The organism is Paenibacillus sp. FSL M8-0142 (assembly GCF_038597315.1).
Classification (GTDB): domain Bacteria; phylum Bacillota; class Bacilli; order Paenibacillales; family Paenibacillaceae; genus Paenibacillus_AQ; species Paenibacillus_AQ lactis.
In genome coordinates, this window is record NZ_CP152008.1 from 2,997,194 (window position 1) to 3,023,123 (window position 25,930).

The following is a 25,930-nucleotide window of genomic DNA, read 5'->3' on the forward strand; positions in this document are numbered from 1 at the left end:
TGGAATGGTTAGAAAATTAAAGTTGATTCGCATCCACTGATTTGAAATTCTAATCAACTGGCAAAGGAGCGAGATGATGGATCAGATTGACCACAACATATTAAAATTGCTGGCGAACAATGCGAGAATGTCGTATTCCGAATTGGGACGGCATATCAATATGACCCAGCCGGCGGTGACGGAACGGGTACGAAGAATGGAAGAGAAAGGCATCATAAAGGCATATCGGACGATTCTTGCGCACGATAAGATGGGAAAGGGCGTTACGGCGTTTATTCTCATACAAGCCGGTTCATGCGATAAGCTGCTGGAATTTTGCAGGCAGGCAGACGAGGTTGTTGAGCTGTATCAGGTGAGCGGGCAATATAACTATCTCATGAAGATCATGACGGAATCCATGCAATCCCTTGAAGCGTTCATTATGACATGCAGCGCTTATGGACACACTTCAACGATGACCGTATTATCCTCTCCGATCGAATTTAAAGAATAGAAAGACCGGATTCATAAATTTCCATTATTCTACACAACCTATTCCGTGGCTAGGCGCGGCAGTAAACGAGCAGCGTTGTGCTCCTGAGAAAGATCGTACTGTTTGGGATGGAGGCAGATAGATAATGGAAATTTTTCTGATGATTTTAATGTTTCTCGTGCTTATCGGCATTTCTAACATGATCCACCGGTTTGTCCCATTTGTCCCCGTGCCTCTGATCCAGATCGCCCTTGGGATTGCCGCAGCATTCGTTCGGTCATTTCACCATGTCCCGCTGAATCCCGAATTGTTCATGGTTCTCTTCATCGCCCCGCTGCTATTTAACGACGGGAAGCGAACGCCTCGCAAGGAACTCTGGAAGCTCCGCTCTTATATATTGCTGCTTGCGCTCGGCTTGGTCTTTGCCACGGTTCTTATTGCCGGCCCGTTCATCCATTGGCTGATACCAACTATTCCAATATCGGCTGCTTTCGCGCTTGCGGCGATTCTTTCACCCACGGATGCCGTAGCCGTCAGCTCATTATCGGGAAGGGCCAAGCTTCCCCCCAAAATCATGCATTTGCTGGAAGGCGAAGCTTTGATGAACGATGCCTCCGGGCTTGTTGCCTTCAATTTTGCAATTGCGGCAACGGTGACCGGCTACTTCTCGCTGCCGAAGGCCGCCTTAAGCTTCTTCGTCATTGCGGTCGGTGGTTTGGCGGTCGGGGCGGCGCTTGGTTTGGCCGTCATTTGGTTCAGGATGCTGCTGAGAAGACTCGGGATGGAAGACGTAACGCTGCATATGCTTGTTATCATCTTGACGCCGTTCATCATCTATTTGATCGCCGAGGAACTTCATCTATCCGGCATTCTGGCGGTCGTTGCGGCAGGGGTTACCCATGCGGTGGAGAGAGACCGGATGCGGTCCGCCTCCATGAGGCTCCGTGTCGTATCGGATAGCACCTGGTCCGTCATTTTGTATACGCTAAACGGCCTTGTCTTTTTGCTGCTCGGACATGAAATTCCTGGGGTCATTAATCAGATTTGGAGTGATCCCGCTTACAATAACGGCCAGGTTATCGGGTATATCGTTTTAATTACAGCCGTCCTTATTCTGCTTCGGCTTGTTTGGGTATGGCTTTCTACGAACCGGAATATCAAATCGGCAGTGCTGACCGCACTGTCCGGGGTAAGAGGGGCTTTGACGCTCGCCGCCGCCTTTTCGATCCCGTTAACGCTTGCGGATGGGAGTCCGTTCCCTGAGCGGGCGCTCATTCTGTTTATTTGCGCAGGTGTTATTTTAATGACCCTTATCCTTGCCAGCAGCCTGCTTCCTTTGCTTACGCGGGAGAAGAACAAGGCGACCGCCGGGCAGGAAACCCATGATCGGGAAGCGAGAATCCGGGTCCTGGAAGCAGGCTTGCAGACGGTGCGTGAAGAGATGAATGACGAAAATAAGGAGGAAGCCCTTCAATTAATGCTCGTCTACACCCGGAAGCTTCAGCATACGAGATTAGCTGGAACGGGCGACATCCAAGGTGCCTGGAAAGCTACGATCGCAATAAGAAAAATGGGACTGGAGGCCGAGCGCGCCGTTGCTGAACAATGGTTGGGGGAAAAGCGGATTGCTCCTAGGGTTGCTGAGAAATTTATCGCCTCCTTGAACAAAGTCGAGCTGCTTCTTACGAGCCGTTACAGGCCCCGTTTAACCATAAAATCACTGTGGAGGCAGGTCATGCGTCTCTTAAAAGGAGGGGAGCGGCCGAAGCATCCTGCCATGTCGCCTGATCATCCGGATTGGGATGAGTATAAGGCGCTCAAGCTCGCAGCCATCCATGCGGCTATAGATGAGCTCGAAAGCATGGAACGAACAGAAAGACCGGCAGCATTACAGGCAGTCGTGGCGGATTACCGGGCGATGGAGCTCTACCTGTGCAATGACCGGATGTGGAGCCGTACGGTGCGCAAGATGAATAATGAGCGAAGAGAGCTGGAGCTGAAGGCCATCCAGGCGGAGCGAAATGAGATTCAAAGGCAGTTCGAGGAGGGGGAAATCGACCGGACGCTGGCAAGCCACTTCAGAATGGACGTGAATTACCGGGAAGCCAATTTGTTCGAAACGCAAGCCATGGATCAGGGCGAGAGCGTATGAAGCTCCCGCCTATTCAGCTTGAAGGGTTGTCGGCATTACGATACAATATGGAGAAAGCACTAGAAAGGGGTAGGATCATGAGTATACAAAAAGCAGCGGACAAAAAAGCGCCAATGGCCTGCCCGTCCACGTATAAAACCTTTAGTCTCGCCGTACAGGCTCTGGTAGCGCTTGAGCGCCATTCGGGCAAATGCTCGAGCGGCGACCTTGCATCTTATCTGCACTTGGAGTCCACGCTAATCAGACGCATCCTGAAGACGCTCGCCCAAGAAAATTTGATCGAATCACGAGAAGGACGAGACGGCGGCTATAGGCTGAAGAAGGACGCCCAGCAGATTACGCTGGCCGAAGTATATACGGCCCTTCAGGTCCACAGCTCGCTGAGCGACAGCATGCTGGACGCAACGGCAGGGCATTGTTTTGCCGATCAGATCAAAGAATCCTTCTCCGATATTCTGTCCGAGATTGAAGAGAACACGCTGAGTGTGCTGAGATCCCGCACGATCGCAGATATCGTCGAGCGGTCGGTATGATTTTCATTCACAAGTAATAGTTGACAATTAATTGATCGCTGAATTATGCTGTGCATAAATCATCACAGTTTACTTGCGGTATAAACTGTGCATTAATTTGCACAATATAAAATGGAGGGAATACCATGTCAACTCTAACGAAGCCTGATTTTCACACGGTTGTTGCAGAACGTCACTCGGTTCGTGCCTACGACCCAACCGTAAAGATCCCAAGAGAAGAAATGGAAGAAATTCTGAAGGAAGCATCGCTGGCACCGTCATCGAGCAACCTTCAGCCATGGCGCTTCCTCGTCATCGATAAGCCGGAGCTGCTGGAGAAGCTGCATCCGATCGCTAACAACCAGGCGCATGTGCTTCAGGCATCTGCAGTCATTGCCGTGCTCGGGGACATGAAATGGTATGAGAAGGGTGAAAAAATTTATACGATGTCCCAAGAAGCGGGGTATATGACCGAAGAGGTCAAGCAGCGTTTTATTTACACGGCGGAAAACATTTATGCCGGCATGGATAAGGATGTTAAAGAAAGCATTGTGGATGTCGATGCCGGCCTCATCTCCATGCAGCTCATGCTGGTTGCCCGCGCGAGAGGTTATGATACGGTGCCGATGGGCGGTTATGACAAAGAAAAATTTGTCGAGGCATTCCAAATTCCTTCCCAGTACCGGAGCGTTATGTTAATCGCGATCGGTAAAGCGGCGTCGCCGGCTCGTCCGACCGTCCGGCTTCCGCTTGAAGATATTGCTTTCTGGAACGAAATGAACTAATGGCTCGTGACTAAATCATCGAAGCAAAAAAACAGAGGTTTACAGTTCAGTAGACCTCTGTTTTTTATGGATGGGACGTGTTCGTTCAGTTCCCGGACGATTAAGCCTTCTTCGCGCCATGAAGGAACAGATCCACGATTTGAGCAGCCTTGAGATCGAGAGGGTAGAGGTTATGCGAGAATAAGTTAATTAGAGCGCCACCCGATTTTTAAACATAGGCTTGAGATCATGGGTGGTTTTGCTTTGACATGGGGAATGACCGATTGGTAAGATGAGGAAGCGAATGAAATGCGCAGAATCAGAGGTGAAATGGATGGAAACGCTGCAGGATGCGATCAAGCTAAGAGAAGAAGGGAAGCCGGAGCAAGCGAAGGAAATGTTGTTGACGCTTCACGGCCAAACGCCGGATGATCCCGATCTGAATTATCAGCTGGCATGGGTCCATGACATGCTCGGGCTCGAAGGCGCCGCCGTCCCTTATTACGAGAAGGCGATTTCCTCCGGGCTGGCGGGGGCGGACCGGCGCGGAGCGCTGCTCGGCTTGGGCTCCACGTATCGGACGCTGGGCCGGTATGGCAAGTCCAAAGAAGTCCTTGAGCTTGCGAAGAAGGAATACCCCGAAGCCAGGGAATTCAACGTATTTTACGCGATGACATTATACAATTTAGGAAGCTATCAGCATGCGATGGAACTGCTGCTGACGGAGCTTGCCGAGACGAGTCATGATGAGGGGATTGTGTCTTATCGACGGGCGATTTCGTTTTATGCGGATAAGCTTGATCAAGTTTGGGAATAGCATGTTGAATGAACACTACATAAATAATATTATGTAAACCAATTGTGAACAGTGATGAATATGAAATGGAAATTAAGGTTGTCTTCATTTCTCACTAAGGTTGGCCGTTTAGACTAATGATGTCACGATAGGTGATGAAAGGAGCAGCACTAATGAATAAAACAAACAACATGAACTTATGGTCGATCGGTCTTGGCAGCACGCTGCTGATGATCATGCTCGCAGGAAGTCAAAACGCATTAGGCGGACAAGCAAACGCCTTGGATTCTGCACGCAGCGGAGCCTCCGGGTATACCTTGCAAGTCGTTCAGGAAAGCCGGGCAAACGGATACGGAAACGGACTAAGCAGCGGTACCGGGACATCCGGCAATACCACTCCCGCCAAGTCTGTCCATCATGCGGATGCCGCCAATAAAGCCCAACGCGGCATTACCGGGAACGACCCAGGCAATACCGATAAACTGCTTGCCCAGGTGCTGACGATGGTCTCCGATACGTAATACCCCATACAGGAAAGAGAAAGCGGTCTGCTTTCGATTTAATGAACACTTATACTTATGCCGCCTTCCTAGAAGGCGGCCTTTAAGCATTTCCTCCAAGTCATACCGGCAAGCCCCGGGATCAATCTTCCCAAAGTCTGTTTCTGTTCATCTTGACCTGCTCAACCATGTGGCCGATATTTCCTTCCCCTGCAAACAGGGACATATCGAAGAAGTTCTGCTCCATATCGGACCAGTATAGTTCGTGTTCGTCTCCTTGCAGGTTAACATCGTTCTTTAATCTGCCTGCATAAACTTCAACATAGCAATTCTGCCAATAATATGTAAAGTCCATAACATGCTGCAGCACCACATTATCTTGCACGATGCCGGTTTCCTCCGCCAACTCCCTATAAGCCGCTTCCAATCCCGACTCGCCACGCTCGATTTTGCCGCCGACGAAACTGCTCAGCCCTTTGTACGGGTCCTTACGTCGTTTGCACATGAGCAATCGGTTCATATCCGGACTAAAAATCATAAGCACATTATATCCTTGCATAAAGGGATCCCCTTCTCTTGATCATGGTATAAGCCATCACATAATTTTCGACTGTAATTTGCAAATTCCTCTCTCGTCAATTTCGTCACCGAACAGGAACTTATGTTCTTGTAATATTTTCCCTAAGCCATTATTATTATCATATCATTGCTTAGTGACACTGAGTTAACGGTGATATGAATCGTCAGCGGCTGCTGTTATTACGGTTTAACAAGGAGAACTAGGTGATCCGGGGCTTCAAAGATCCAACAAGGGAAAGGAGATTGGAACATATGCGAACGGACCGGTTATTCCGGGCGAAGCGAAGGACGACAAGTCTCGGGATGTACAAGGAAATGCTGGTCAGGTATGTGCTGCCTCATAAAAAAATGCTTGCGAGCCTTGCCGTGCTGCTGGTACTGTCGATCGGACTGCAGCTGATCAACCCGCAGATCATCCGCTATTTTATTGATACGGCTCAAGGCGAAGGAAGCCTGACGGCATTGTATTACGCTGCAGGCTTTTTTATTGGCTTTTCACTCCTGCAGCAGGGCGTATCGGTTGCAGCCGCTTATTTCAGCGAGAATTTGGGCTGGACGACCACCAACAAGCTGCGTGCCGAGCTGGCGGAGCACTGCTTGTCGCTGGACATGAGCTTCCATAAGACGCAGACGTCCGGCTCGCTGATCGAACGGGTGGACGGCGATGTCAATGCGCTCGCCAATTTTTTCTCCAGCTTTATCATCCACCTGTTCGGCAACCTGCTGTTAATGATCGGCATCCTGGTTCTCTTGTTCCGGGAGAGCTTCTGGATCGGCCTGGTCATGACAGCGTTTGTTATCGGCAGTATTTATGTCATCCAATACATACGCAGGTTTGCCATACCTGTCTGGAAACGCTGGCGGGAGCTGAATGCGGATTTCTACGGCTTCATCGGGGAGCATCTTGAAGGAACGGAGGATACCCGGGCCAACGGGGCGGCGGATTATGTCATGAACCGCTTTATCGAACTGGCGAGGAGGATGCTGCCGGTCCGGGTGAGGGCTTTCATCGGATTTTTTCTGATGTGGAGTACAACGATTCTCGTGTTTGCGCTCGGCAATGCGGCTGCCTTTATCGTCTGCGCCTTGCTATGGAAAAACGGGCAAGGAGGGCTGACCATCGGTTCCATCTACCTGGTGTTCTACTATACGGAGCTGCTGGCGAAGCCGATCGAGAAAATCCGGACCCAGCTCGAGGACCTTCAAAAGGCAGACGCCAGCCTCATGCGGGTACGGGAGCTGCTGGCGACGGAGCCGCTTATCAAGGACGGTCCGGGAGCGCCGCTGCCTGCCGGTCCGTTGTCGGTTGAATTCCGTGATTTGACGTTTTCATACGAAGCGGATGGCCCGCCTACGCTCGAAAGGCTGAACCTGCGACTGGAGCCGGGGCAAACGCTTGGATTACTGGGGCGGACCGGCAGCGGTAAAACCACGATCGCCCGGCTGCTGCTCCGGTTCTACGATCCGCAGCAGGGAAGCATCGAGCTGGCGGGAACGGACATTCGCGCCTGCAAGCTGCAAGAGCTGAGGCGGAAAGTCGCGATGGTGACGCAAAATATCGAGATCCTTGAAGGAACGGTCCGCGATAATTTAACGCTGTTCGATGATCGGATTCCCGATCAGCGCATTCATTCAGTGTTGGAAGAGCTCGGACTGGGGGCGTGGCTTGCATCCTTACCGGAAGGGCTTAATACGAGCCTGGCGTCCGGGGGAGGCAGCTTGTCCGCGGGCGAAGCCCAGCTGCTGGCGTTCGCCCGCGTGTTCCTGACCGATCCGGGCCTCGTTATTCTTGACGAAGCTTCTTCTCGGCTTGACCCGTTGACGGAGCATCGGATCGAGGCGGCAATCACGAAGCTTCTACGGGAGAAGACTTGCATTATCATTGCTCACCGCCTGGCCACCGTGCAGCGGGCGGACCGAATTCTCATCCTTGAGAACGGGCGGACGATCGAGTGCGGGGCAAGGGCAGAGCTTGCCGCGAATCCGACATCGCGATTCAGCCGAATGCTTGCGGTGGGCCCGGAGGAGGTACTGGTATGAAAACGAGGCATTTTTTCTGGCGGCTGTTGCTTTACCGTCCGGGTTTATACCTGCTGAATTTACTTGCATGGTCGCTGATCCATATGGCTCCGCTCCTCCCGGGGCTGCTAACGAAAGCCTTCTTCGATCATTTGGAAGGCACGTACGAATTTCCGTATGGCGTCTGGGCCATCGCGGTGCTCCTGATAGGAGCGGCGCTGGCGAGGATCGCGCTAATCTTCGGCGGCTTCATGACTGACGTTCATTTTCGGTTCCGGATCGCCACCTTGATCCGGCGCAATATGCTCGCTCATGTGCTGAAGGAGCCGGGCGCACGGGCGATTCCTTGCTCGCCGGGCGAAGCGATAAGCAATTTCCGTGACGATGTTGATCAGGCGGAAGAGGCAACGAGCTGGTCCGTTGATACATTAGGGCTGATCGGCTTTGTCATTGTCGCCAGCTGGATATTGATCTCGATCGATCTTCAGCTCACCGTATTGGTGTTCGTTCCCTTAATTCTGGTCGTAACGGCTGCTCAGATTGCAACGGCAAGGATCCAGAAATACAGGGCGGCCAGCCGCGAGTCGACAGCCAAAGTTACCGGCGCCATCAGCGAAATGTTCGCGAACGTTCAAGCGATCCAGGTGGCAGGGGCGGAGAAGCGCGTCGTTGACCGTTTTGTAAGACTCAGCGAGAATCGCCGCCAATCGATGGTCAAGGATAAGCTGCTGACAGAGGCACTGTCTTCCGTCTTCACCAATTCCGTTAATTTGGGAACCGGCCTGATTCTTGTGCTGGCCAGCTATAAAATGCGCAACGGCGAATTTACCGTAGGGGACTTGTCCTTATTCGTCTATTATTTAACGTTTGTCACTCAGCTCATCTCTAATGTCGGCAACTTTATGACCTACTACAAGCAGATGGGGGTCAGCTTCAAGCGAATGGTATCGATGCTTCAAGGCGCCCCCGCGACCTTGCTGACAGCAGCCAATTATATCGGCATTGGTCGGACCAAGACCAAGCATCAGCCCGAGCGCAGACGAGCAGGGGCCCCTGACGGAGAGCAGTCTCTTACCGAAGAAAGAGCCATAGGCGGCGCCCCACAAGTTGAAGAGACCGAATCAAGCTTGAACCCGAAGCCTCCGATGATCTATGCACCGCCGCTTCAACAGCTTGAAGCGAGAGGGCTGACCTACCGTTATCCTGAGACCGGCCGCGGCATCGAGAACGTCAGCCTTAATCTGACCCGGGGGTCATTTACGGTTGTAACCGGTATGATCGGTAGCGGCAAAACCACGCTCGTTCGGACGCTGCTCGGCCTGCTTCCGGCCGAAGCCGGCGATATCCGCTGGAATGGAGAGCGGATCGATAATCCTGCGGATTTCTTCATTCCGCCGCAAAGTGCCTATACGGCGCAAATTCCTAGGCTGTACAGCGATAAGCTGAGGAACAATATCCTGCTTGGAATCGAGGAGAAGCCCGGAAGTCTGGATCGTGCACTGTATGCTGCGGTGATGGAGGAGGATATTAAGCACCTGCAGGACGGACTTGAGACGATGGTCGGTCCTCGGGGCGTAAAGCTTTCCGGCGGGCAGGCACAGCGTACCGCTGCTGCGCGGATGCTTGTCCGCGATGCAGAACTCTATGTCTTCGATGATCTATCCAGTGCGCTGGATGTCGAGACGGAGCGCAAGCTGTGGGAACGACTGTTCCGCGAGCGCAGAGGAGCTACCTGCCTTGTTGTATCTCATCGAAGGGCGGCCTTGAATCATGCAGATCATATTATCGTCCTGAACGGGGGAGTGATCGAGGCGGAAGGAACAGCCGAAGAGCTGCTGCGCTCGAGCGAAAGCTTCCGGCAGCTGTGGTATGGCGAAGAAACCGGCACTTGATGGCCGATCATGGCCGATAGTGTTTCCAAGCACCCTTTGGCCCTGGAATTACCCAAAAAGAAAAATCCCCTTTAGCGATGCCGGCGTCAAACATCATGATCCGGTTTCTAGCTTGAAAGGGGATTTTATTATGGATGGTCCAGCACAAACCAATGTTGAATTAGTCTGATGGATAAGGTGCCATGCTGCGCATGACCGAAGTCAGCTTATCCGCGATGTATTCATGAATGGTGCGGCTTGCAAAGTATCCGCTGTGGCACAGGGGGTTCCAGCTCTTCCACCAGACGCCGACATTAACGGCGACATCTTCGCGTACGGCATCCCGGTAAGCGGGATCTACGCCTTTAAGCGGATACCCAAGGATATCATCCTTGTCATAGAAGTTGACCCATTCGCCGTCAAGGCTGCCGTGATAGTCCCTAAGCCGATCGGAGGGGACGCGGATCGGACGGTCAAAATCACCGTATCGCAGGCTCCAAAGCGGTAATGTCGTGCCAAGAGAATAGAAGAGGGAGAGGGTGTCCCCTCTTTCCAGTGGAGAAGCGGGATCAATTACAAGCTTATGCCCGCGGGACGAGTGCTGAAGGTCATAGAAGAAATTGCTCGCGATAACGGCGCCCAAGCTGTGGGCAATTACGCATAACGGGGCGGTCGGTCCGGCTGAAGCGGTTAATCTGTGCAGCGCTTGGCTGATGGTCATATGAACGGCGTCATAGTTTTGGGATTCGGAGTCGACCGGCTGGTAGGCAACGGCATCGGCCAGGTTATGAAGCACATACCGTCGAAGGCGGCGGTATCGCAGCCGGTAGGGGGTGATGATATTCTGTTCCAATTCCGCTTCTCTGCCGGCAAATACATCCGCCCAGTGAACGGCTTCGATCTCCAGCTGATCAGGGGATTGGCCGGAGGCTCTAGCAAAAGCCTCTCTTATTTGCTTCTTGAACTTATCGGCATAGTTTTTCTTCTGCTTACCCAATCCGTGCACAATAATCACTGCAATTTTCGGTCTCATCGCAACTGCAGCCCCCTTATCGGATAAACGCGTTTGATATCATTTTATCATTTATAATCGATGTGCAGACCTTAGTAAATAGGTAGATAGGGTAGATTTCGGAAAAATAACGCAAAAAAGGACGGATCCCACGCTCCAAGCGAGATCCGTCCTCATCGTGCCGGCAACCAGGGTACCGGCTAGTTTAATTGATGCAGCCTGCTGTACGCGCCGCCCGATCGAATCAATTCCTGATGGGTGCCTTGTTCGGCAATTCCATCTTTATTGACAACAATGATGCGGTCAGCGTTTTGGATCGTCGTCAGCCGGTGTGCAATAACGAGCGTCGTTCTTCCGACGGACAATTCGGAAAGCGACTTTTGGATTTGGGCTTCCGTTTCCGTGTCCAGGGCGGAGGTGGCTTCGTCCAGGATGAGGATCGGAGGATTTTTCAAAAACATTCTGGCAATCGACAAGCGCTGCTTCTGTCCGCCGGACAGCTTCACGCCCCGTTCGCCGATAATCGTGTCCATGCCTTCCGGCAGGCTGCGGATCAGATCGTCCAGCGAAGCCCGGCGGGCGGCTTCCCAGATCTGCTCGTCTGTCGCGGATAGATCGCCGTAAGCGATATTTTCGTGGATCGAGCCCGAGAACAGGAACACGTCCTGCTGGACGATACCGATATGTTTGCGAAGACTGTGCAGCTTAATGTTCCGGATATCGATGCCGTCGACGGTAATTCGGCCATGGTCCACTTCGTAGAAGCGCGGCAATAGGCTGCATATGGTCGTCTTGCCTGCGCCGGATGGACCGACGAAAGCGACCGTTTCTCCCGCACGGATGGAGAGGCTGACGTTGTTCAGGATCGGCCGGTTCGGCTCATAGCCGAAGGTGACGCCCTCGAATCGGATATCTCCGCGCACGGACTTGAGGGAGATGGCATCAGGCGCATCCGCGATTTCCGGCTCGGTATCCATAATCTCCAAATACCGTTTGAAGCCAGCAATCCCTTTCGGATAACTCTCGATCACGGCGTTGATCTTCTCGATCGGCCGGAAAAAAATATTGGAGAGCAGGAGGAACGCCATAAATTCACCCATCTCGATTTTTCCTTGGATAAAGAACCATGCACCGCAAATCATGACAAACACGGTAATCAACCGCATTAACATGTAACTGACGGACGTGCTCTTTGCCATCGTTTTGTAGGCAAGTAGCTTGGTGGCACGGAACTGCTTGTTCTCCACCTCGAACAGCTGTTTCTCATGCTCCTCATTGGCAAAGGACTGAACGACGCGGATGCCGCCAACGTTGTCTTCGATACGGGCATTGAAATTCCCTACATCCCGGAACAATTGACGGTAGGTTGTCGTCATTCGTCCCCCGAATTTAATGATGAGCCAAGCCATTAGGGGGACGATGATGAACGTGATCAGCGCCAGCTCCAAATTGATGTAAGCCATCAGAGAGAACGAGCCGAGCAGCGTCATGACGGCGATGAATACATCCTCCGGTCCGTGATGGGCAACTTCGCCTATGTCATTCAAATCATTCGTAACGCGTCCCATCAGATGGCCGGTTTTGTTGTTGTCGAAGAAACGGAAGGACAGCTTCTGGATATGGGAGAACATTTTTGCGCGCATATCGGTTTCAATATTCACGCCGAGCATATGCCCCCAATAGGTCACAATATATTGAAGCGCCGTATTCAGCGCATAAATGGACAGCAGCACCAGACAAGCGATCAGAATCAGGGGCCAGTTCTGCCCGGGCAGCAGGTCGTCAATAAACTTGCTGACGGCGAGCGGAAATGCCAGCTCCAGCAATCCGGCGATAACCGCGCACGTAAAATCAAGGATGAATAAGCCCTTATAGGGACGATAATAAGAGAAAAACCTTCGTATCAAATCCAATCACACTCCCAAGTCATATGTAATATGCAGGTATTCTTAACGAACAGAAAGGGCTTGCTTCACGCCGCTGAACTTCATTCCTCCGCTCCTTGCGACTCATGAAGATCGAAAGCCTGGATATACTCCTGAATGATCTGATCCACCGCTTTTAATTCCCCGCTCACGACTTGACGAATCGCTTCAAAATCGGGATCGTTTACCTGCCGCTTTAGCGTGTCCCGCTTCACGTATAACTGGTCCAGAAATGCCAGTGCGCGTCCTCGACGGAAGGTCTGGGCCCTGCCGTGCTCCCTGCCCGAATGGCTCCGGTCATCACGGTGCCGATTATGCCGTCCCCCGCGTCGTTGGTTAGCTTCGAAATCTTCTCGATGCGGAATCTTGTCGATGGGGTCTTCGTGTCCCATTCCGTTCACCTCTCTCACAATGTTCCTATCCAAATGTATAACAATCAAATCAATTCGCTGTATGTATACATTTGTATACTATTAATTATGATTGTATACGTATGTATACACTTCGTCAACTGAAAATTTCGCCGTACCCCTGACCCTAACCGCATGGATTGTCTCATGATCTGGAAATATTATGGTGATTCAAATAGGATGTGATATGATATTTTGAGTGGCATATGTCCAGTGGAAAGAATGCTTGGAAAAATAAAATGGAACAGACTTGTTGAAATCATGAAGCGAGAAGGGAGCGGTATTAAGATGACGTTATGCGGCCATGAGTATTGGATGAAGATGGCGATTGACGAAGCCTTTCGTAACGTGCAGCAAGCCGAAGGAGGCCCGTTCGGAGCGATTGTGGTCAAGGAAGGCAAGGTGATTGGCAAAGGGCGAAATCTCGTCACAACATTAAACGACCCGACGGCGCATGCTGAAGTTCAGGCGATTCGCGAAGCCTGTAATCATCTTCAGAGCTTCCAGCTGACCGGATGCGTGATCTACACCAGCTGCGAGCCTTGCCCGATGTGTCTTGGAGCTATTTATTGGTCCAGACCGGATGCGGTTTATTATGCAAGCACGAAGAAGGACGCTGCCAATATCGGGTTTGACGATCATTTCATCTACGAAGAAATCGAAAAGCCTATGGACCAGCGTTCCATCCCGATGAGATTGCTTCAACCGGCTGATTACTTGCTGCCTTTTCAAGCATGGTCTTCTGCCGAGCGAAAAATCGAATATTAACGTTGCGATTGCAGCGTCTGCTCCCATGCGAGCCTATTTTTTACCGTTCGATGTCCGATTTTCAACAGCCTTAAATAACAATAATAACCGGGCTCCCTATGGGAACCCGGTTTATCGTGGCTTACCGCAGTTTATAAACGCTAAGTTTGAACCATGGAGTTTACTGCATACGCAGGCTTATTGCTTTAATTGCTCAGGGACCTTGATTCCAAAATAGGTATACAGCGCATCCTCAAACTCCTGTTCAGACCTCGGCTTGAAGGTGTGGACCCCGCCGCTCGTAAAAATCCGGAACTCCTCGCCTTCTACGGTGTTTCGGCCTTCCGCTGTCCGCATGGAGATTCTTACGAATTTGTTGAACGGCGAATCGGGGGCATGCTCGCACCAATAGGATGTAGTGATGAAGTCTTGCGGCAGATTGGGTTCTTCGGTGAAGGAGAAGACGGACTCCCAGCCACCATGCTTCTGCTGCTCCAGCATCCAGCCGTAATCGGTATTTGCCCGAAGGCGATAGGTCTCGTCGCCCTGCACCTGTTCGAGACCGTCAACCAGCTCCAGCGGCTGACGGGGACCCGCTCCACCTACGCCTACATCAGCGATAAAACGCTGCTCCCCGATGGTTACCTGCAGAACCTGATGCCGCCTTTTCGGAGGCGTATGCGATTCGCCTTGCCAAAATCGTCCGAAATAATAGGTTACTTCAAACCCAAGCTCTTGCAGCAGCCACCCGAATAGTGCGTTGAGTTCGAAGCAAAATCCTCCGCGACGCCGATTCACGATTTTATCGTAGAGCGCCGGGATCTCGAGGGAAAGCGGAATATTTGCCAGGATATCCAGGTTCTCATAGGGAACCGAATGCACATGCTGCTCCTGCAGCCTGGCTAGCATGTAGGCGCTCTCGACGATCGGACCGGAATAGCCGATTCGTTCCAAATATTTTGTAACGCTGAGGGTTTCCGTTGTTGTGTTCAAGGTATCACCGCATCTCTATTAATTTTTGAGCTTGATCGATCCAAGATATTTCTCATTATATACTATTCTTGAAGGATGGAAATGAAGACCCATGGAAAAAAGGAATCGAAGGGAGGCTTAACCATGGCTCTTGACGACTCGACACTGCTGGCTTCAGCCAAGGCGGTTGTCAATATCCCCGAGCATTATCGGCTCGCCATGGCAGATAATACACCAAAGGGCGAAGCACCGAGGGAGCGTACGTACATATGGGAGGATCCGCACAGCGAAGACAGCAATATCGAAGTCTCGCTATCTCTTGAAACCGGAGATTTGATGAGTCTCTATATCCGAACCGAGAAGGAGGAGGCGGATGTCAGCGAAGTCTCTACGAAGGCTGTAAGAGCTGCGGCTAATGCTTTTGTGAAGCAACATCTGCCGGGCTGTGAACAGTTCACCCGGGTCCGCATCGACGATATCCATAACGAGTACACCGTCGAATACAGAATGGAAGTGGGCGGACTGGAATTGCCGGATACCGGATGTACGCTGCGTATAAACCGGGACTTGCGGGTGGTTCGTTACCGGAAGGAAGCGTCCTCGGCGATGAGGTTGCCGGAATGGCCTGCCGAGAGGATAAGCCCCGATACGGCAAGACGAACAATGATACAGGAGCTGTGCTTGGTTCCCGTCATTGCTGCATTGTATCCGGGCGATAATGAAACGACAGCGGACACGATGGAGCATCGTCTCGTTTATGAGCCGGTTACGATTCATCGTAAGTATGATGCGGTGTCCGGCGAGCCTTTGCAAGATCTTCTGCATGCTCTGTATCCGCCGACCCGCCCCATCAGCGAGTTCAACAGGAGCGGACCTAACGTTCAGGATGATGCGATGAAACCGGACAAGTCTGCGGGATATCGTGGGAATGTTTCGTTAAACAACATGGATTTCAATGATTGGAACGCATCCCTGCGTTATTGGGAGACCGTCTTGGGAATTGATTCTTCGTTATATGCTTTAGGGGAGCGCAAGGATGACGGTGAACAATTGTATCTCTTCTATACTGAGCGGGAGTCAGCGGAAGAGCGGACTAGCGGCGCCCAAGAGGATCCGCTCTCCGTGGACGGATATATGTCGAGAAGATGGGGGCAGGCTCTTAACAGGTTAAAAGCATCGCATACGCTCCAAATCGAGAAATCCACGGGCCAGCTCGTTAGTTATTACACTAGAGTGAAACCGGATCGCATGAAGAGGAAGAAACCATCGTTTACCCGCGCGGAGTGCTGGGAGAAAGCACAGCAATTCCTTCATCAGTGCTTTCCCGAGTATATCAATTATTTGCAATTGGAGCTCGATCAGCAAGAAGAGAAGGACCCGGAACGGGAGTTTTTCCATTTGCCGTTGTTTATCGGACCCTACCGTGTGCGCCTAGAGAGCGTGACGATCAGCATATGCAGCATCACCGGTGAAGTTTTAATGTATCGCGGCGTGTCCATGGAGAAGATTCGGGAGCTTGCTCAGAACAACTTTATCGCGAAGATCAGTGAAGAAGAGGCAGCGCGGAAAGTGGAGGAGCAGCTGGAGGTGTCGATGCGTTGGTACTTAGACGGAGATGACAATTCGGGACGCTATCGGCTGATCTATGAGCCTGCTGTGAAGCGGAGCAACTCCTTGGACGGAACAGAAAAGGCGGCCACACTGCAGTATGTCGATGCGGTATCAGGAGAGCTGATCTGGAGGCTGGATATGAAATCTTAGTGTCTGCACATTGAGCCGGAGCTTTGAGCCACAGAACTTCATAATATGATGGAAGAAAAAACTAACGTTACCCAATAAGGGATCCCGTGCGCCGCAATGTCGGCGTATGGGATCCCTTTAATCATGCATATACAGGTTGGCTGTGAACTGCGGCTGGCCTGTCGCTACCTTCCCGCAATCAGGATGGAAGCTGCGGCGGGATGCCGAAGCGTTTCATGCTCGTTTCCTTTCTGATGCAGCCCCAATTAACCGCACGTACAATTCAGTACCGGTTTGCGTGCAGCCGTCGTTTCGTCAAGGCGCTTTACGACGGTGGTGTGCGGCGCGTTCTTAACTAGCTCCGGATCGGTCTGTGCCTCCTTGGCGATTTGGATCATCGTATCGATGAAGCCGTCAAGCGTTTCCTTGCTTTCCGTCTCCGTCGGCTCGATCATGATGCACTCCTCAACGTTCAGCGGGAAGTAGATGGTCGGCGGATGGTAGCCGAAATCCAGCAAACGCTTGGCGACGTCCAGCGTCCGAACGCCATACTCCTTTAGCTTCCTGCCGGACAGCACGAATTCATGCTTGCAGAGGCCCGGGTAAGCAACCTCGTAATGTGGCGCCAGACGATGCATCATGTAATTCGCATTGAGGACGGCCAGCTCGGATACACGCCGCAATCCTTCCGGACCATAGGTTCGGATATACGTATAAGCGCGAACAAGTATGCCGAAGTTGCCGTAGAACGCTTTGACCCGCCCGATGGATTGCGGACGGTCGTAATCCCAATAATACGTGCCGTCATCCCGTTTGGAGACGACCGGCTTCGGCAGGAACGGAATCAGCTTGCTCTTGACGCCGACAGGACCTGCGCCGGGACCGCCGCCGCCGTGCGGGGTGCTCATCGTTTTATGCAGATTGAGGTGAACGACGTCAAAGCCCATATCACCCGGACGCGTAATGCCCATGATCGCGTTGGAGTTGGCTCCGTCATAGTAGAGCAGGCCGCCTGCTTCGTGCACGATTTCGGCGATTTCCACGATCTGCTCCTCGAACAGGCCGAGGGTGCTTGGATTGGTCAGCATCAGCGCTGCGGTATCTTCGCCTACGACTGCGCGCAGCGCCTCAAGATCGACCATGCCGCGCTCGTTGGATTTTATCGTAATGGTCTCATAGCCGGCAACGGTAGCGCTGGCAGGATTCGTGCCGTGGGAGGAATCGGGAACGATGACTTTTGTGCGCTTCTCGCCGCGGCTCTCGTGGTATGCACGGATCAGCATCAGACCCGTCCACTCCCCGTGGGCGCCGGCAGCGGGCTGAAGCGTAACCTGATCCATGCCGGTCAGCGCGGCCAAATCATGCTGCAGCGTATAGAGAAGCTCCAGCGCGCCTTGAATGCTTTCTTCAGGCTGATAGGGATGGATTTTGGCGAACCCGGCGAAACGGGCCACGTCCTCATTAATTTTCGGATTGTATTTCATCGTACAAGAGCCGAGCGGATAGAAGCCGTTATCGATGCCGAAGTTTCTTCGCGACAGCTCGGTATAATGACGGATGACATCGACCTCATAGACCTCCGGCAGCTCGGCAGGCTGGCTGCGAAGCAGATGCTCCGGAATCAATGAGGCTGCATCCGTCTCCGGTACGTCGCATTCGGGGAGCGAATAGGCGACACGGCCCGGTTTGCTGAGTTCAAATATCAATGCTTTTTCCGGTTTCATACGATCGCCTCCAATTCATCGATAAATCGGTCGATTTCTTCCTTCGTCCGCCGTTCGGTAACGGCGATCAGCATGCACCCTTGCAGCTCGGGGTAGGCGGTTCCGAGATCGTATCCGCCGATAAACCCGGCCGCAAGCAGCTTCCGGTTAACGGCGTCAATGTTCGTACCTTCCGGCAGCTTCACCACGAATTCGTTGAAGAACGGCGCGCTGAACGGAAGGGAGAGTGAACCTTTGGCAGCACGATCCGCTGCATAGTGGGATTTGCGCACATTCAAGAGTGCGGCTTCCTGCATCCCCGCTTTCCCCATCGTGGACATGTATACCGAAGCGCAGAGAGCGAGAAGCGCCTGGTTGGAGCAAATATTGGACGTCGCTTTCTCGCGGCGGATATGCTGCTCGCGTGCTTGCAGCGTCAATACGAATCCGCGCTTGCCGTCCTTGTCGACGGTCTGGCCGACAATCCGTCCGGGAATGCGGCGCATGAGCGGCTCGGAGACCGCGAAGAATCCGCACGTCGGCCCGCCGAGAGAGGCCGGGATGCCGAGCGGCTGGGCATCGCCGACAACGATATCGGCCCCGATGACGCCCGGCGATTCCAGCAAGCCTAGCGAGAGCGGGTTCACGCTCATGACGAGCAGCGCTTTATGCTGGTGAACCTTAGGCTCGATGGCCTTCACATCCTCGATGCATCCGAAGAAATTCGGCGACTGGAGGAGGACGGCGGCCGTTTCGTCCGTGATTGCGGCAGCAAGCGCCTCTTGGTCGGTCACGCCGTTCTCGCACCCGATCTCGATCACCTCCAGATTCAAGCCATGGGCAGACGTGAGCAGAATCTCGCGGGCCTCCGGATGCACGGCGCGGGAAACGATGATTTTTTTTCGTTTCGTGGCGCCGCTGGCAAGAGCCGCAGCTTCGGCAAGCGCGGTGGAGCCGTCATACATGCTGGCATTCGCCACTTTCATGCCGGTCAGCTCGCAGATATAGGATTGAAATTCGAATATGGCCTGCAGCTCGCCTTGGCTGATCTCCGGCTGATACGGCGTGTAGGCCGTATAGAATTCCGAGCGGGAAATGACGTGGTTCAGCACGACCGGAATATGGTGATCGTACAAGCCGGCGCCCAGAAAGCTGGCGTATCGGTCAAAGTCGGCATTGCGGTCCGAAAGGGCGCGCATATGCTTCAGCAGCTCAGGTTCGCTCATTCTTTCCGACATGGGCAGGACGCCGTCATAACGGATGGCCGCAGGGATGTCGGCAAACAGATCCTCGATCGACTTCGCGCCGATCACGGCAAGCATCTCGGCTTGATCCTGATCGGTCATAGGCAAATAACGATGCTTCATGTTAAGGCAGCTCCTCTTTTGTAGAATGGGGTTTTGACGACTTTGGCCTTTAGCTTCTTCCCGCGGATTTCAACCCACACCTCGGATTCAAGCGCTGCATGGGCGCTGTCGATAAGCGCAAGTCCCAGGCTGCGTTTCAGCGTAGGGGATTGCGTTCCGCTCGTAACTTCACCGATCGGATCACCGTTTCCGTCATGAACGGTATAGTGAGAACGAGGGATGCCGCGGTCGATCATTTCGATGCCGACAAGCTTGCGGGGAATACCCTCTGTTTTTTGCCGAAGCAGTGCTTCACGTCCAATAAAATCGCCTTTATCCAGCTTGACGAAAAATCCGAGGCCGGCTTCCAGCGGCGATATATCTGCCGAAAGCTCCTGCCCGTAAAGCGGCAGCTTGGCTTCGAAACGGAGCGTGTCTCGAGCGCCGAGACCTGCGGGGACTAAGCCATGCGCTTGACCTGCGTCAAGCAGTCCTCTCCAAATGGCCGGTGCTTGTTCCGCACTGCAGTATATTTCATAGCCATCCTCTCCGGTGTAACCGGTCCGGGAGACGAGGGCCTTGGCACCAAATACGTTAACATGCTGAATGAAGTGAAAGGAAGGAAGGGATTGGAGTGTTTCGGCTTCCGGTACGGCTGCCGATATGATCGCTTCGGCTGCAGGCCCCTGCAGCGCGATCAGTGCCGTCTCCGCGGATGCGTTACGGAGCTCGATGTCACCGAAACGTTGATCATGAAGCCAAGCAAAATCTTTGTCGATATTCGATGCATTGACAACGAGCATGTAGCGTTCGTCAGCCAGCTTATAGACGAGAAGATCATCCACAACCCCGCCGTTGTCGTTGCACAGCAAAGTATATTGGGCCTGGCCGACCGATAGCCGGGTCACGTCGTTTGTCGTCAGCGTCTGGAGAAAAGCCTCGGCATCCGGACCGGCAACGAAAAATTCGCCCATATGTGACACATCGAACAGTCCGGCATGCTTGCGAACGGCTTCATGCTCTTGAACGATGCCGGTAAATTGCACGGGCAGCTCCCAGCCGCCGAAATCGATGCAGCGGACAGAAGGGAAATCGGAGTAAAGCGGGTAAAGCGGTGTGCGCAGTAATGAACTCATCTCTTCACCTCTTCAGATTGGTAGAAACGCGTGGAACATCAAAAAAGGACAGACAGAAGGGAAGCTAACAAAACGCGCTAAAACCAGCACGTTCGTTTCTTCGATCTTCTGCTCTGTCCTTTGTACCTGAGAGTTACCCCACATCTCATGTTCGTCATTATGTAGAGCTCGTGTGAGTTTCCCCGTGGGTGATTCTACATTGTAGAATGCTCTCCAGAGGTGCGTCCGGTAAAGGTCCTTTTGCCTGAGAGATTCACCGCAAGCAAGCGGCTTACTCCTTCGGCGTTACCAGTCAAGCGGGTCTGACCGGTAATCTCTCCCGCTACCATCATTCGCCGTATCTTGTTATGAAGTTGTTATCTAACCAGTGTCGTTCTTCTGATTATTATAAACGGCATTCTCCATAATGTGTCAACCATTAAATTAAGTTTTGAATGCGAAATTTGGAGGATTTTGCAATAATCCCAAGGGAAACTCTAAATTTGCAACATATAGAGGGGAACAGGTTAGTTCGTCTATATGGTTCCGGTGGCAGCTGAATTCAAATTTGCATCATCGTGAGTATAATAAAATTCTGTCAGATATCTTGACACAACGATAAGCCCTGATTTATTCTGTGGGAGAATCATCCAACCGAATAAGCGGATGACGATGGATGGGAGAGACCGCAAGATCAGGCGTAAGCAGCCTTAAGCGGCACCGAAGGAGCAACCCGTTAACCCCGCCGGGATAACGAATAATCTCTCAGGTAAAAGTACCGCCATCTGACGCAGCTCTGGAGAGTGCGCAAGCCACCCAAGGGGAAAGACGGGACAATCAATCTGACGGTCCGTCATAAACTCTCAGGTACCGAGGACAGAGAGAAGGCGAAGGCCTTTTTTTCCGTCCTTTTCTTTATATATTCACTTCATTATGAATCCAAAAGTAAAGGGTGTATCCGTAATGAGCGAAATCAGAGAGAACTTGGTGTACAGCGACGATCATGAATGGGCTTTGAAGGTAGACGGCAATGTAGTGCGCGTCGGCATTTCCGATCATGCGCAGTGCCAGCTTGGCGATATCGTATTCGTAGAGCTGCCTGAGCCGGGTACGATCGTGAGCGCAGGGGACAGCATCGGCACAATTGAGTCGGTTAAAACCGTATCGGAGCTGTATTGTCCGGTTTCCGGCAAAATTACGAAGATCAACGAGACGCTGGAGGATCAGCCGGAGCTGGTGAACGGCGAACCATATGAAGGCGGTTGGCTCGTCGAGGTTGAGGTGGACGGCGATGTGGAGGAAGCGCTTGGGAAGCTGCTGAGCGCTGATGCGTATCGTGCGAAGGTCGATTAAATGAAGTGATGCAAGCTAAGGGTCCACATAGATGGTGGACAGGACATTCAAAAAAACAGCTGCGCGTTCGTAACAAGACTTACGAGCGACGCAGCTGTTTTTTTGTCACGCAAATGTGGAGTTGCCGCCTTCACACCCTCATCCTATACCGATGACGTTCCGTGTTTACGTGTCTGCAGGCGGGAGCGGATGCCCCGCCACTGCATCAGGATAATCCCGAACAGTACCAGAATACTGCCCAGAATGGAGGAGCTCGTTACGTGTTCTCCGTACAACAGTGCCCCGAGCCCCAATGCGACCATCGGGGAAATGAAGAGCCATGTCGATGGAAAGTAAGCATTTGTTGCTTTTAGCAGCCAGGCATACAGGCTGTGCGCGAGCATGGAGCCGACGGCCATCAAGTACAAGATCGAACCGGCAGCCGGCCAGGATTGCAGCTGCTCCATCGTCAATTGCTCCGTGAACAACGATAACAGGAGCAATGCGGCCCCTCCGTAGAGCATCTGCACTGCATTTAGGGTGATCGGCGAAACCTCAGACAGATCAAAGGTCAGCTTGCGCGTTGCCAGGCTGCCGACAGCGTATGCGGCTTCGCCGATAAGAATCAGGATGCAGCTGAAGATCCATACGCCTTCATGCTCCAGCACCAGCTTCGGCATGATAAGCAGACAGACACCCATGAAGCCGATGATACAGCCTATGTAGTCGCTGCGGCTGCTTCGTTTTCCCAAGAATACGGCTTGGATGATCAGGATCATCATCGGTCCCGTGGCGGACAAAATAGCGGCGAGCCCTGAATCGACATGCTGCTCCGCCCAGTACAGCGTGGCGAAGGTCGTAAACGTGCTGGTCATCCCGATCAGGATGAATTCCTTGCGCAGGAGCAGGCGCAGACTGGCTTTACGCTTCCAATGCATCCAGAGGAAGAGGAGCGCACCTGCGAGTAAAAATCGTAACCCCGCCGAGAAGAACGGCGGAAGTCCGGCCTCGACGCCGATCTTGATGACGAGAAATGTTGTGCTGAATATGGCGCACATCAGCAAATAGTTGAAAATAATCATGGTTCCTCCTCCTTTTTGTATACTATAATAGGAAGCTAATAGAACAGATCGGCAAGGAATAGAACAGATTGCCAAACTACATTGCGATCGGAGAAGGAGAGGGTGCAGGTGCAATCGTCCTGGGAAGCAGGATCAGGAAAGCGGACGCTTCATCAGTCGGTTTATGACGTCATCATTCAGGGGATTCAATCCGGAAAGTGGGGGGAGCATGAGCGGCTCCCGTCTGTCCGGCAGTTGGCCGAGGAAATACAAGTGCACCGATTGACGGTCCTGAAGGCGTATCAACGGCTGCAGGATGAGGGCGTTGTTGTATCCAAGTACAAATCCGGTTATTTCGTGGCGCCGGCAAGCCAAGGACCGGCAGGAATCAATCGTAAGGAACAAGCATGGACATATCGTGCCAAATCGCAGTATATCCATCGCAGCCGGTTGTCGGACATCCATCGCATCCCGGTGGAATATCAAATGTCGGAGGCGCTGATCAATCCCAATCTGCTGCCGAACGCCTTTTTGTCAAACCATGTGAAGCAAGTGTTTGATAAGTACCCGAGAGTTTTGAGCACTTATTCCTCGGTGAAGGGAGATCCGGAGCTGCGCGAAGAATTAACGCAGTATTTCATGCAAAAGCAAGGCATATCGCTGCATCCCGAGGAGCTGATGATCACGACGGGCTCGCAGCAAGCGATAGACTTGATATCCCGTGCATTCGTGAAAAGCGGGGACACCATCTTGATCGAACGGCCGACGTACAGTCCGGCGATTGATGTGTTCGTCCAGCAAAACGTGAAGATCGTTCCAGTTGAGATTACGCCAATGGGCTATGACCTTGACCGGCTCGACCAGCTTATGCGGGATGAGAAGCCTTCGTTGTTCTATATGAACCCTACCTTCCAGAACCCTACGGGTTACACGGTCCCCGTGCCTCAGCGGAAGCAGTTGGTCGAGATGGCCGAGCGATATGCGTGTATTCTGGTGGAGGACGAGGTGTACCATGATATGTATTTCGGCGCGATGCCGCCGGCGCCGATGTTCTACTATGATACCGAAGGCTACGTCATCCACATTCGCAGTTTTAGCAAATATGTTGCACCGGGGCTCCGGATCTCCGTGCTTGCCGCACGTCCCGAAATGATGCAGGCGATCGTTCCCGTCAAAGCGCTGTCCGATAACGGCACGCCGCTATTGACACAAAAAATATTTCAGCAGTACTTCTTCTCCAGCCGTCTTCAGAATCATGTGGCGAAGCTGCGCACGGCGCTGGAGCTGCGCAAGGAGAAAATGGAGGCGCTGCTTGCTCCGACCGGCTGGAAATGGAATAGTCCGGGCGGGGGCTTGAATCTGTGGGTGCAGCTGCCCGAGCCGTTATCGGCGGATGCACTGCTGCAGCGGTGCCTGCAAGCGTCCGTGGCCTTTGTGCCCGGCCGCATCTGCGACCCGCTTGATGCTATGGACTCGTGGATTCGGCTTAGCTATTCGTTTATCCCCGAGGACCGGATGGAGGAAGGAGTGGGACGTTTAATCGCCGCTGCTCATCGGGAGGTTATGTGATGAGGCATTTAAAATATGTTGTACTTGCCCTTCTAAGTGCAGTCATTTGCTTCGGATTGTGGTCAACAGATAATGACGTTGCCGGTATTCCAGAAGACATCCAGCACTATGCAGAAGGTGCCGGACTTGAGGAATTTAGGAGATTGATCCTGGAGGATCCGGCCGGCTATGGTTATAAAAATGAAGAAGAGGTCAATTCCGTAACGCTTGGGCCTGGATTTGAAGTTCATTTTTTTGATGCCAACAAGTTCGACCGTGTAACTGACAGTTTAATGGATCTCTCCAAGCCGACAGGCCAATATGAATTTATTGTATACTCTGGTGGTGCTGGAAAATCATTTCTAAGCATCGAGAGGCATAATGCCGGCTTCAGGGTGGTAATGGCTGGGGGGGATGCTTCGAGACTGGATAAATCACTGGACATCATGAAGGGCTCTCTTTCTGTAAATCACGAAACCACGAGTCCGGCATTAATTAAAGACGGTAACGTCAGGTTTCTTGTGGCCCATATCAACGGGAAAGAAGTAAATGTTCCGGACATACCTGCAGAAAAAAGCGCTATATTGGGCGGTATGAACAACAATCAAGTATGGGATTCCGAGAAAACGATCAAGTTCCTGAAACAAGCCCGGGCGCAAGTAAGATGATGATAAAGAAAGCAGACCCACCGCTTTTCAAGGACAGTTTATCTTCTAAGTTTGTAGTAAAATACAGTGAAGTTCGCTTGGCAGATGGTAGGATTATTTTTCGAATGGAATGTTAGGTAACGGCTTAATATGCTCTGCTGCTATACGAAACTGGTTGTAAAAATCATTAGAATTCTCGTAATTTCTCGGTAAATTAATAGAGAATAAATGGATATGTTTCGCCACTTTCAAATGTATTTCTGATTCCAATCCGTCTCTATCTTCAATGCAGCTTCTTACAATGGATGCAAAAGTATATTTAAATGCGGAAAAATCGTTCTTAAGAACTTCTAATCCCAAAAAACTATGAGCGTTATCCTCTAACAAATCAAGTCGATCGTTCACAAAAATAACGGTTGTATACACGTCTAACATCTTAATAGCAATCTCATCTGCTTTAGCGCCAGAAGTTTGAGCAAGCATCTTATCTAACGTTTGTACACTCGATACGAAACTGGCATAATAACTCGACGTCACTTCGATTCTTTTTTTAGCATTACTGTTGATGATCAGAAGGACGATAGATAAAAAGATAATGAATACGGCAACAATTATGATGATTTTAGAATGTTTTTTTCTTCGATAAGCTAACATGCGCTCCTTCAATTACAAATGGTCTCCTTCTTTTGAACTCTTTATTTATAGTC

General features: G+C 52.0%; 23 protein-coding genes and 2 riboswitches. Of the genes, 13 read left to right on the forward strand and 10 right to left on the reverse strand.

Annotated features, from left to right (window positions below; translation table 11 throughout):
- Positions 1-73: 73 nt before the first annotated feature.
- From NSQ46_RS14010 to NSQ46_RS14035, 6 genes are all read left to right on the forward strand, one after another.
- Entirely contained in the window at positions 74-493 is a 420-nt protein-coding gene (locus tag NSQ46_RS14010) for an Lrp/AsnC family transcriptional regulator (RefSeq protein ID WP_306437002.1), read from the forward strand.
- 124 nt (positions 494-617) lie between these two features.
- A complete protein-coding gene (locus tag NSQ46_RS14015) occupies positions 618-2,624 on the forward strand; it encodes a Na+/H+ antiporter (RefSeq protein ID WP_007130093.1) in 2,007 nt (668 codons plus the stop codon).
- A 77-nt stretch (positions 2,625-2,701) separates the two neighbouring features.
- Positions 2,702-3,157: an Rrf2 family transcriptional regulator gene (locus NSQ46_RS14020; protein ID WP_028407278.1), complete on the forward strand. Its 456-nt coding sequence runs from the start codon at positions 2,702-2,704 to the stop codon at positions 3,155-3,157.
- Positions 3,158-3,282: 125 nt separating this feature from the next.
- A complete protein-coding gene (locus NSQ46_RS14025; protein WP_007130091.1) occupies positions 3,283-3,921 on the forward strand; it encodes a nitroreductase family protein in 639 nt (212 codons plus the stop codon).
- 313 nt (positions 3,922-4,234) lie between these two features.
- On the forward strand, positions 4,235-4,717 hold the full coding sequence (locus tag NSQ46_RS14030; RefSeq protein ID WP_028407279.1) for a tetratricopeptide repeat protein: 483 nt from the start codon (positions 4,235-4,237) through the stop codon (positions 4,715-4,717).
- Between the two features lie 152 nt (positions 4,718-4,869).
- Entirely contained in the window at positions 4,870-5,217 is a 348-nt protein-coding gene (locus tag NSQ46_RS14035; protein WP_007130089.1) for a hypothetical protein, read from the forward strand.
- Positions 5,218-5,338: 121 nt separating this feature from the next.
- On the opposite strand, the gene NSQ46_RS14040 is transcribed toward NSQ46_RS14035, so the two are convergent.
- Complete coding sequence (locus NSQ46_RS14040; RefSeq protein ID WP_007130088.1) at positions 5,339-5,755, reverse strand: NUDIX domain-containing protein; 417 nt, start codon at positions 5,753-5,755, stop codon at positions 5,339-5,341.
- A gap of 272 nt (positions 5,756-6,027) precedes the next feature.
- On the opposite strand from NSQ46_RS14040, the gene NSQ46_RS14045 reads away from it, so the two are divergent.
- Positions 6,028-7,815 (forward strand): ABC transporter ATP-binding protein, encoded by a 1,788-nt coding sequence (locus NSQ46_RS14045; protein ID WP_342576879.1) that lies wholly within the window; start codon positions 6,028-6,030, stop codon positions 7,813-7,815.
- The gene (locus NSQ46_RS14050) at positions 7,812-9,686 is read left to right on the forward strand and encodes an ABC transporter ATP-binding protein (RefSeq protein WP_007130086.1); all 1,875 of its coding nucleotides are present in this window, start codon (positions 7,812-7,814) and stop codon (positions 9,684-9,686) included. Before NSQ46_RS14045 ends, NSQ46_RS14050 begins: the two co-directional genes overlap by 4 nt.
- 160 nt (positions 9,687-9,846) lie before the next feature.
- On the opposite strand, the gene NSQ46_RS14055 is transcribed toward NSQ46_RS14050, so the two are convergent.
- The 3 genes from NSQ46_RS14055 to NSQ46_RS14065 all read right to left on the reverse strand — a co-directional run bounded on the left by NSQ46_RS14055 (position 9,847) and on the right by NSQ46_RS14065 (position 12,994).
- A complete protein-coding gene (locus NSQ46_RS14055) occupies positions 9,847-10,698 on the reverse strand; it encodes a hypothetical protein (protein ID WP_007130085.1) in 852 nt (283 codons plus the stop codon).
- Between the two features lie 179 nt (positions 10,699-10,877).
- Positions 10,878-12,584 carry an ABC transporter ATP-binding protein gene (locus NSQ46_RS14060; RefSeq protein ID WP_028407281.1) on the reverse strand — a complete coding sequence of 569 codons (1,707 nt, stop codon included), beginning with the start codon at positions 12,582-12,584 and terminating at the stop codon, positions 10,878-10,880.
- An 80-nt stretch (positions 12,585-12,664) separates the two neighbouring features.
- Positions 12,665-12,994 (reverse strand): hypothetical protein, encoded by a 330-nt coding sequence (locus NSQ46_RS14065; protein ID WP_028407282.1) that lies wholly within the window; start codon positions 12,992-12,994, stop codon positions 12,665-12,667.
- Between the two features lie 306 nt (positions 12,995-13,300).
- Between NSQ46_RS14065 and NSQ46_RS14070 the strand changes: the two genes are divergently transcribed.
- Positions 13,301-13,780: a nucleoside deaminase gene (locus NSQ46_RS14070; protein ID WP_028407283.1), complete on the forward strand. Its 480-nt coding sequence runs from the start codon at positions 13,301-13,303 to the stop codon at positions 13,778-13,780.
- Positions 13,781-13,957: 177 nt separating this feature from the next.
- Here the strand turns inward: NSQ46_RS14070 and NSQ46_RS14075 are convergent, their stop codons facing one another.
- The gene (locus NSQ46_RS14075) at positions 13,958-14,752 is read right to left on the reverse strand and encodes an arylamine N-acetyltransferase (RefSeq protein ID WP_342576880.1); all 795 of its coding nucleotides are present in this window, start codon (positions 14,750-14,752) and stop codon (positions 13,958-13,960) included.
- A 123-nt stretch (positions 14,753-14,875) separates the two neighbouring features.
- Between NSQ46_RS14075 and NSQ46_RS14080 the strand changes: the two genes are divergently transcribed.
- The gene (locus tag NSQ46_RS14080; RefSeq protein ID WP_342576881.1) at positions 14,876-16,492 is read left to right on the forward strand and encodes a YcdB/YcdC domain-containing protein; all 1,617 of its coding nucleotides are present in this window, start codon (positions 14,876-14,878) and stop codon (positions 16,490-16,492) included.
- Between the two features lie 245 nt (positions 16,493-16,737).
- On the opposite strand, the gene gcvPB is transcribed toward NSQ46_RS14080, so the two are convergent.
- The 3 genes from gcvPB to gcvT are packed head-to-tail and all read right to left on the reverse strand — an operon-like array spanning position 16,738 to position 20,656.
- Positions 16,738-18,195, reverse strand: coding sequence for an aminomethyl-transferring glycine dehydrogenase subunit GcvPB (gene gcvPB / locus NSQ46_RS14085; RefSeq protein ID WP_007130079.1), 1,458 nt, complete (start codon positions 18,193-18,195; stop codon positions 16,738-16,740).
- Entirely contained in the window at positions 18,192-19,541 is a 1,350-nt protein-coding gene (gcvPA, locus tag NSQ46_RS14090; RefSeq protein WP_007130078.1) for an aminomethyl-transferring glycine dehydrogenase subunit GcvPA, read from the reverse strand. Before gcvPA ends, gcvPB begins: the two co-directional genes overlap by 4 nt.
- Entirely contained in the window at positions 19,538-20,656 is a 1,119-nt protein-coding gene (gene gcvT / locus NSQ46_RS14095; RefSeq protein ID WP_007130077.1) for a glycine cleavage system aminomethyltransferase GcvT, read from the reverse strand. Before gcvT ends, gcvPA begins: the two co-directional genes overlap by 4 nt.
- A 222-nt stretch (positions 20,657-20,878) precedes the next feature.
- Positions 20,879-20,988, reverse strand: a riboswitch (glycine riboswitch).
- 314 nt (positions 20,989-21,302) lie between these two features.
- A riboswitch (glycine riboswitch) is annotated at positions 21,303-21,425 on the forward strand.
- 173 nt (positions 21,426-21,598) lie between these two features.
- On the opposite strand from gcvT, the gene gcvH reads away from it, so the two are divergent.
- On the forward strand, positions 21,599-21,988 hold the full coding sequence (gene gcvH / locus NSQ46_RS14100; RefSeq protein WP_007130076.1) for a glycine cleavage system protein GcvH: 390 nt from the start codon (positions 21,599-21,601) through the stop codon (positions 21,986-21,988).
- Positions 21,989-22,131: 143 nt separating this feature from the next.
- On the opposite strand, the gene NSQ46_RS14105 is transcribed toward gcvH, so the two are convergent.
- Positions 22,132-23,049, reverse strand: coding sequence for an EamA family transporter (locus NSQ46_RS14105; RefSeq protein WP_007130075.1), 918 nt, complete (start codon positions 23,047-23,049; stop codon positions 22,132-22,134).
- Between the two features lie 108 nt (positions 23,050-23,157).
- Between NSQ46_RS14105 and NSQ46_RS14110 the strand changes: the two genes are divergently transcribed.
- Positions 23,158-24,597, forward strand: coding sequence for a PLP-dependent aminotransferase family protein (locus tag NSQ46_RS14110; protein WP_007130074.1), 1,440 nt, complete (start codon positions 23,158-23,160; stop codon positions 24,595-24,597).
- Positions 24,597-25,244 (forward strand): hypothetical protein, encoded by a 648-nt coding sequence (locus NSQ46_RS14115; protein WP_007130073.1) that lies wholly within the window; start codon positions 24,597-24,599, stop codon positions 25,242-25,244. Before NSQ46_RS14110 ends, NSQ46_RS14115 begins: the two co-directional genes overlap by 1 nt.
- Before the next feature lie 93 nt (positions 25,245-25,337).
- Here NSQ46_RS14115 and NSQ46_RS14120 read toward each other — a convergent pair whose 3' ends face one another.
- Positions 25,338-25,889, reverse strand: a complete 552-nt coding sequence (locus NSQ46_RS14120) for a hypothetical protein (protein ID WP_007130072.1) — start codon at positions 25,887-25,889, stop codon at positions 25,338-25,340.
- Positions 25,890-25,930 lie beyond the last annotated feature (41 nt).

Bases quoted from the DNA above. Each gene is read 5' to 3' on its own strand.
- NSQ46_RS14115 (WP_007130073.1), top strand. From the start codon at position 24,597: ATGAGGCATTTAAAATATGTTGTACTTGCCCTTCTAAGTGCAGTCATT.
- NSQ46_RS14030 (WP_028407279.1), top strand. From the start codon at position 4,235: ATGGAAACGCTGCAGGATGCGATCAAGCTAAGAGAAGAAGGGAAGCCG.
- gcvPB (WP_007130079.1), bottom strand. From the start codon at position 18,195: ATGAAACCGGAAAAAGCATTGATATTTGAACTCAGCAAACCGGGCCGT.
- NSQ46_RS14055 (WP_007130085.1), bottom strand. From the start codon at position 10,698: ATGAGACCGAAAATTGCAGTGATTATTGTGCACGGATTGGGTAAGCAG.
- NSQ46_RS14045 (WP_342576879.1), top strand. From the start codon at position 6,028: ATGCGAACGGACCGGTTATTCCGGGCGAAGCGAAGGACGACAAGTCTC.
- NSQ46_RS14080 (WP_342576881.1), top strand. From the start codon at position 14,876: ATGGCTCTTGACGACTCGACACTGCTGGCTTCAGCCAAGGCGGTTGTC.
- gcvT (WP_007130077.1), bottom strand. From the start codon at position 20,656: ATGAGTTCATTACTGCGCACACCGCTTTACCCGCTTTACTCCGATTTC.
- NSQ46_RS14010 (WP_306437002.1), top strand. From the start codon at position 74: ATGATGGATCAGATTGACCACAACATATTAAAATTGCTGGCGAACAAT.
- NSQ46_RS14020 (WP_028407278.1), top strand. From the start codon at position 2,702: ATGAGTATACAAAAAGCAGCGGACAAAAAAGCGCCAATGGCCTGCCCG.
- NSQ46_RS14050 (WP_007130086.1), top strand. From the start codon at position 7,812: ATGAAAACGAGGCATTTTTTCTGGCGGCTGTTGCTTTACCGTCCGGGT.
- gcvPA (WP_007130078.1), bottom strand. From the start codon at position 19,541: ATGAAGCATCGTTATTTGCCTATGACCGATCAGGATCAAGCCGAGATG.
- gcvH (WP_007130076.1), top strand. From the start codon at position 21,599: ATGAGCGAAATCAGAGAGAACTTGGTGTACAGCGACGATCATGAATGG.
- NSQ46_RS14025 (WP_007130091.1), top strand. From the start codon at position 3,283: ATGTCAACTCTAACGAAGCCTGATTTTCACACGGTTGTTGCAGAACGT.
- NSQ46_RS14035 (WP_007130089.1), top strand. From the start codon at position 4,870: ATGAATAAAACAAACAACATGAACTTATGGTCGATCGGTCTTGGCAGC.
- NSQ46_RS14065 (WP_028407282.1), bottom strand. From the start codon at position 12,994: ATGGGACACGAAGACCCCATCGACAAGATTCCGCATCGAGAAGATTTC.
- NSQ46_RS14040 (WP_007130088.1), bottom strand. From the start codon at position 5,755: ATGCAAGGATATAATGTGCTTATGATTTTTAGTCCGGATATGAACCGA.
- NSQ46_RS14015 (WP_007130093.1), top strand. From the start codon at position 618: ATGGAAATTTTTCTGATGATTTTAATGTTTCTCGTGCTTATCGGCATT.
- NSQ46_RS14105 (WP_007130075.1), bottom strand. From the start codon at position 23,049: ATGATTATTTTCAACTATTTGCTGATGTGCGCCATATTCAGCACAACA.
- NSQ46_RS14070 (WP_028407283.1), top strand. From the start codon at position 13,301: ATGACGTTATGCGGCCATGAGTATTGGATGAAGATGGCGATTGACGAA.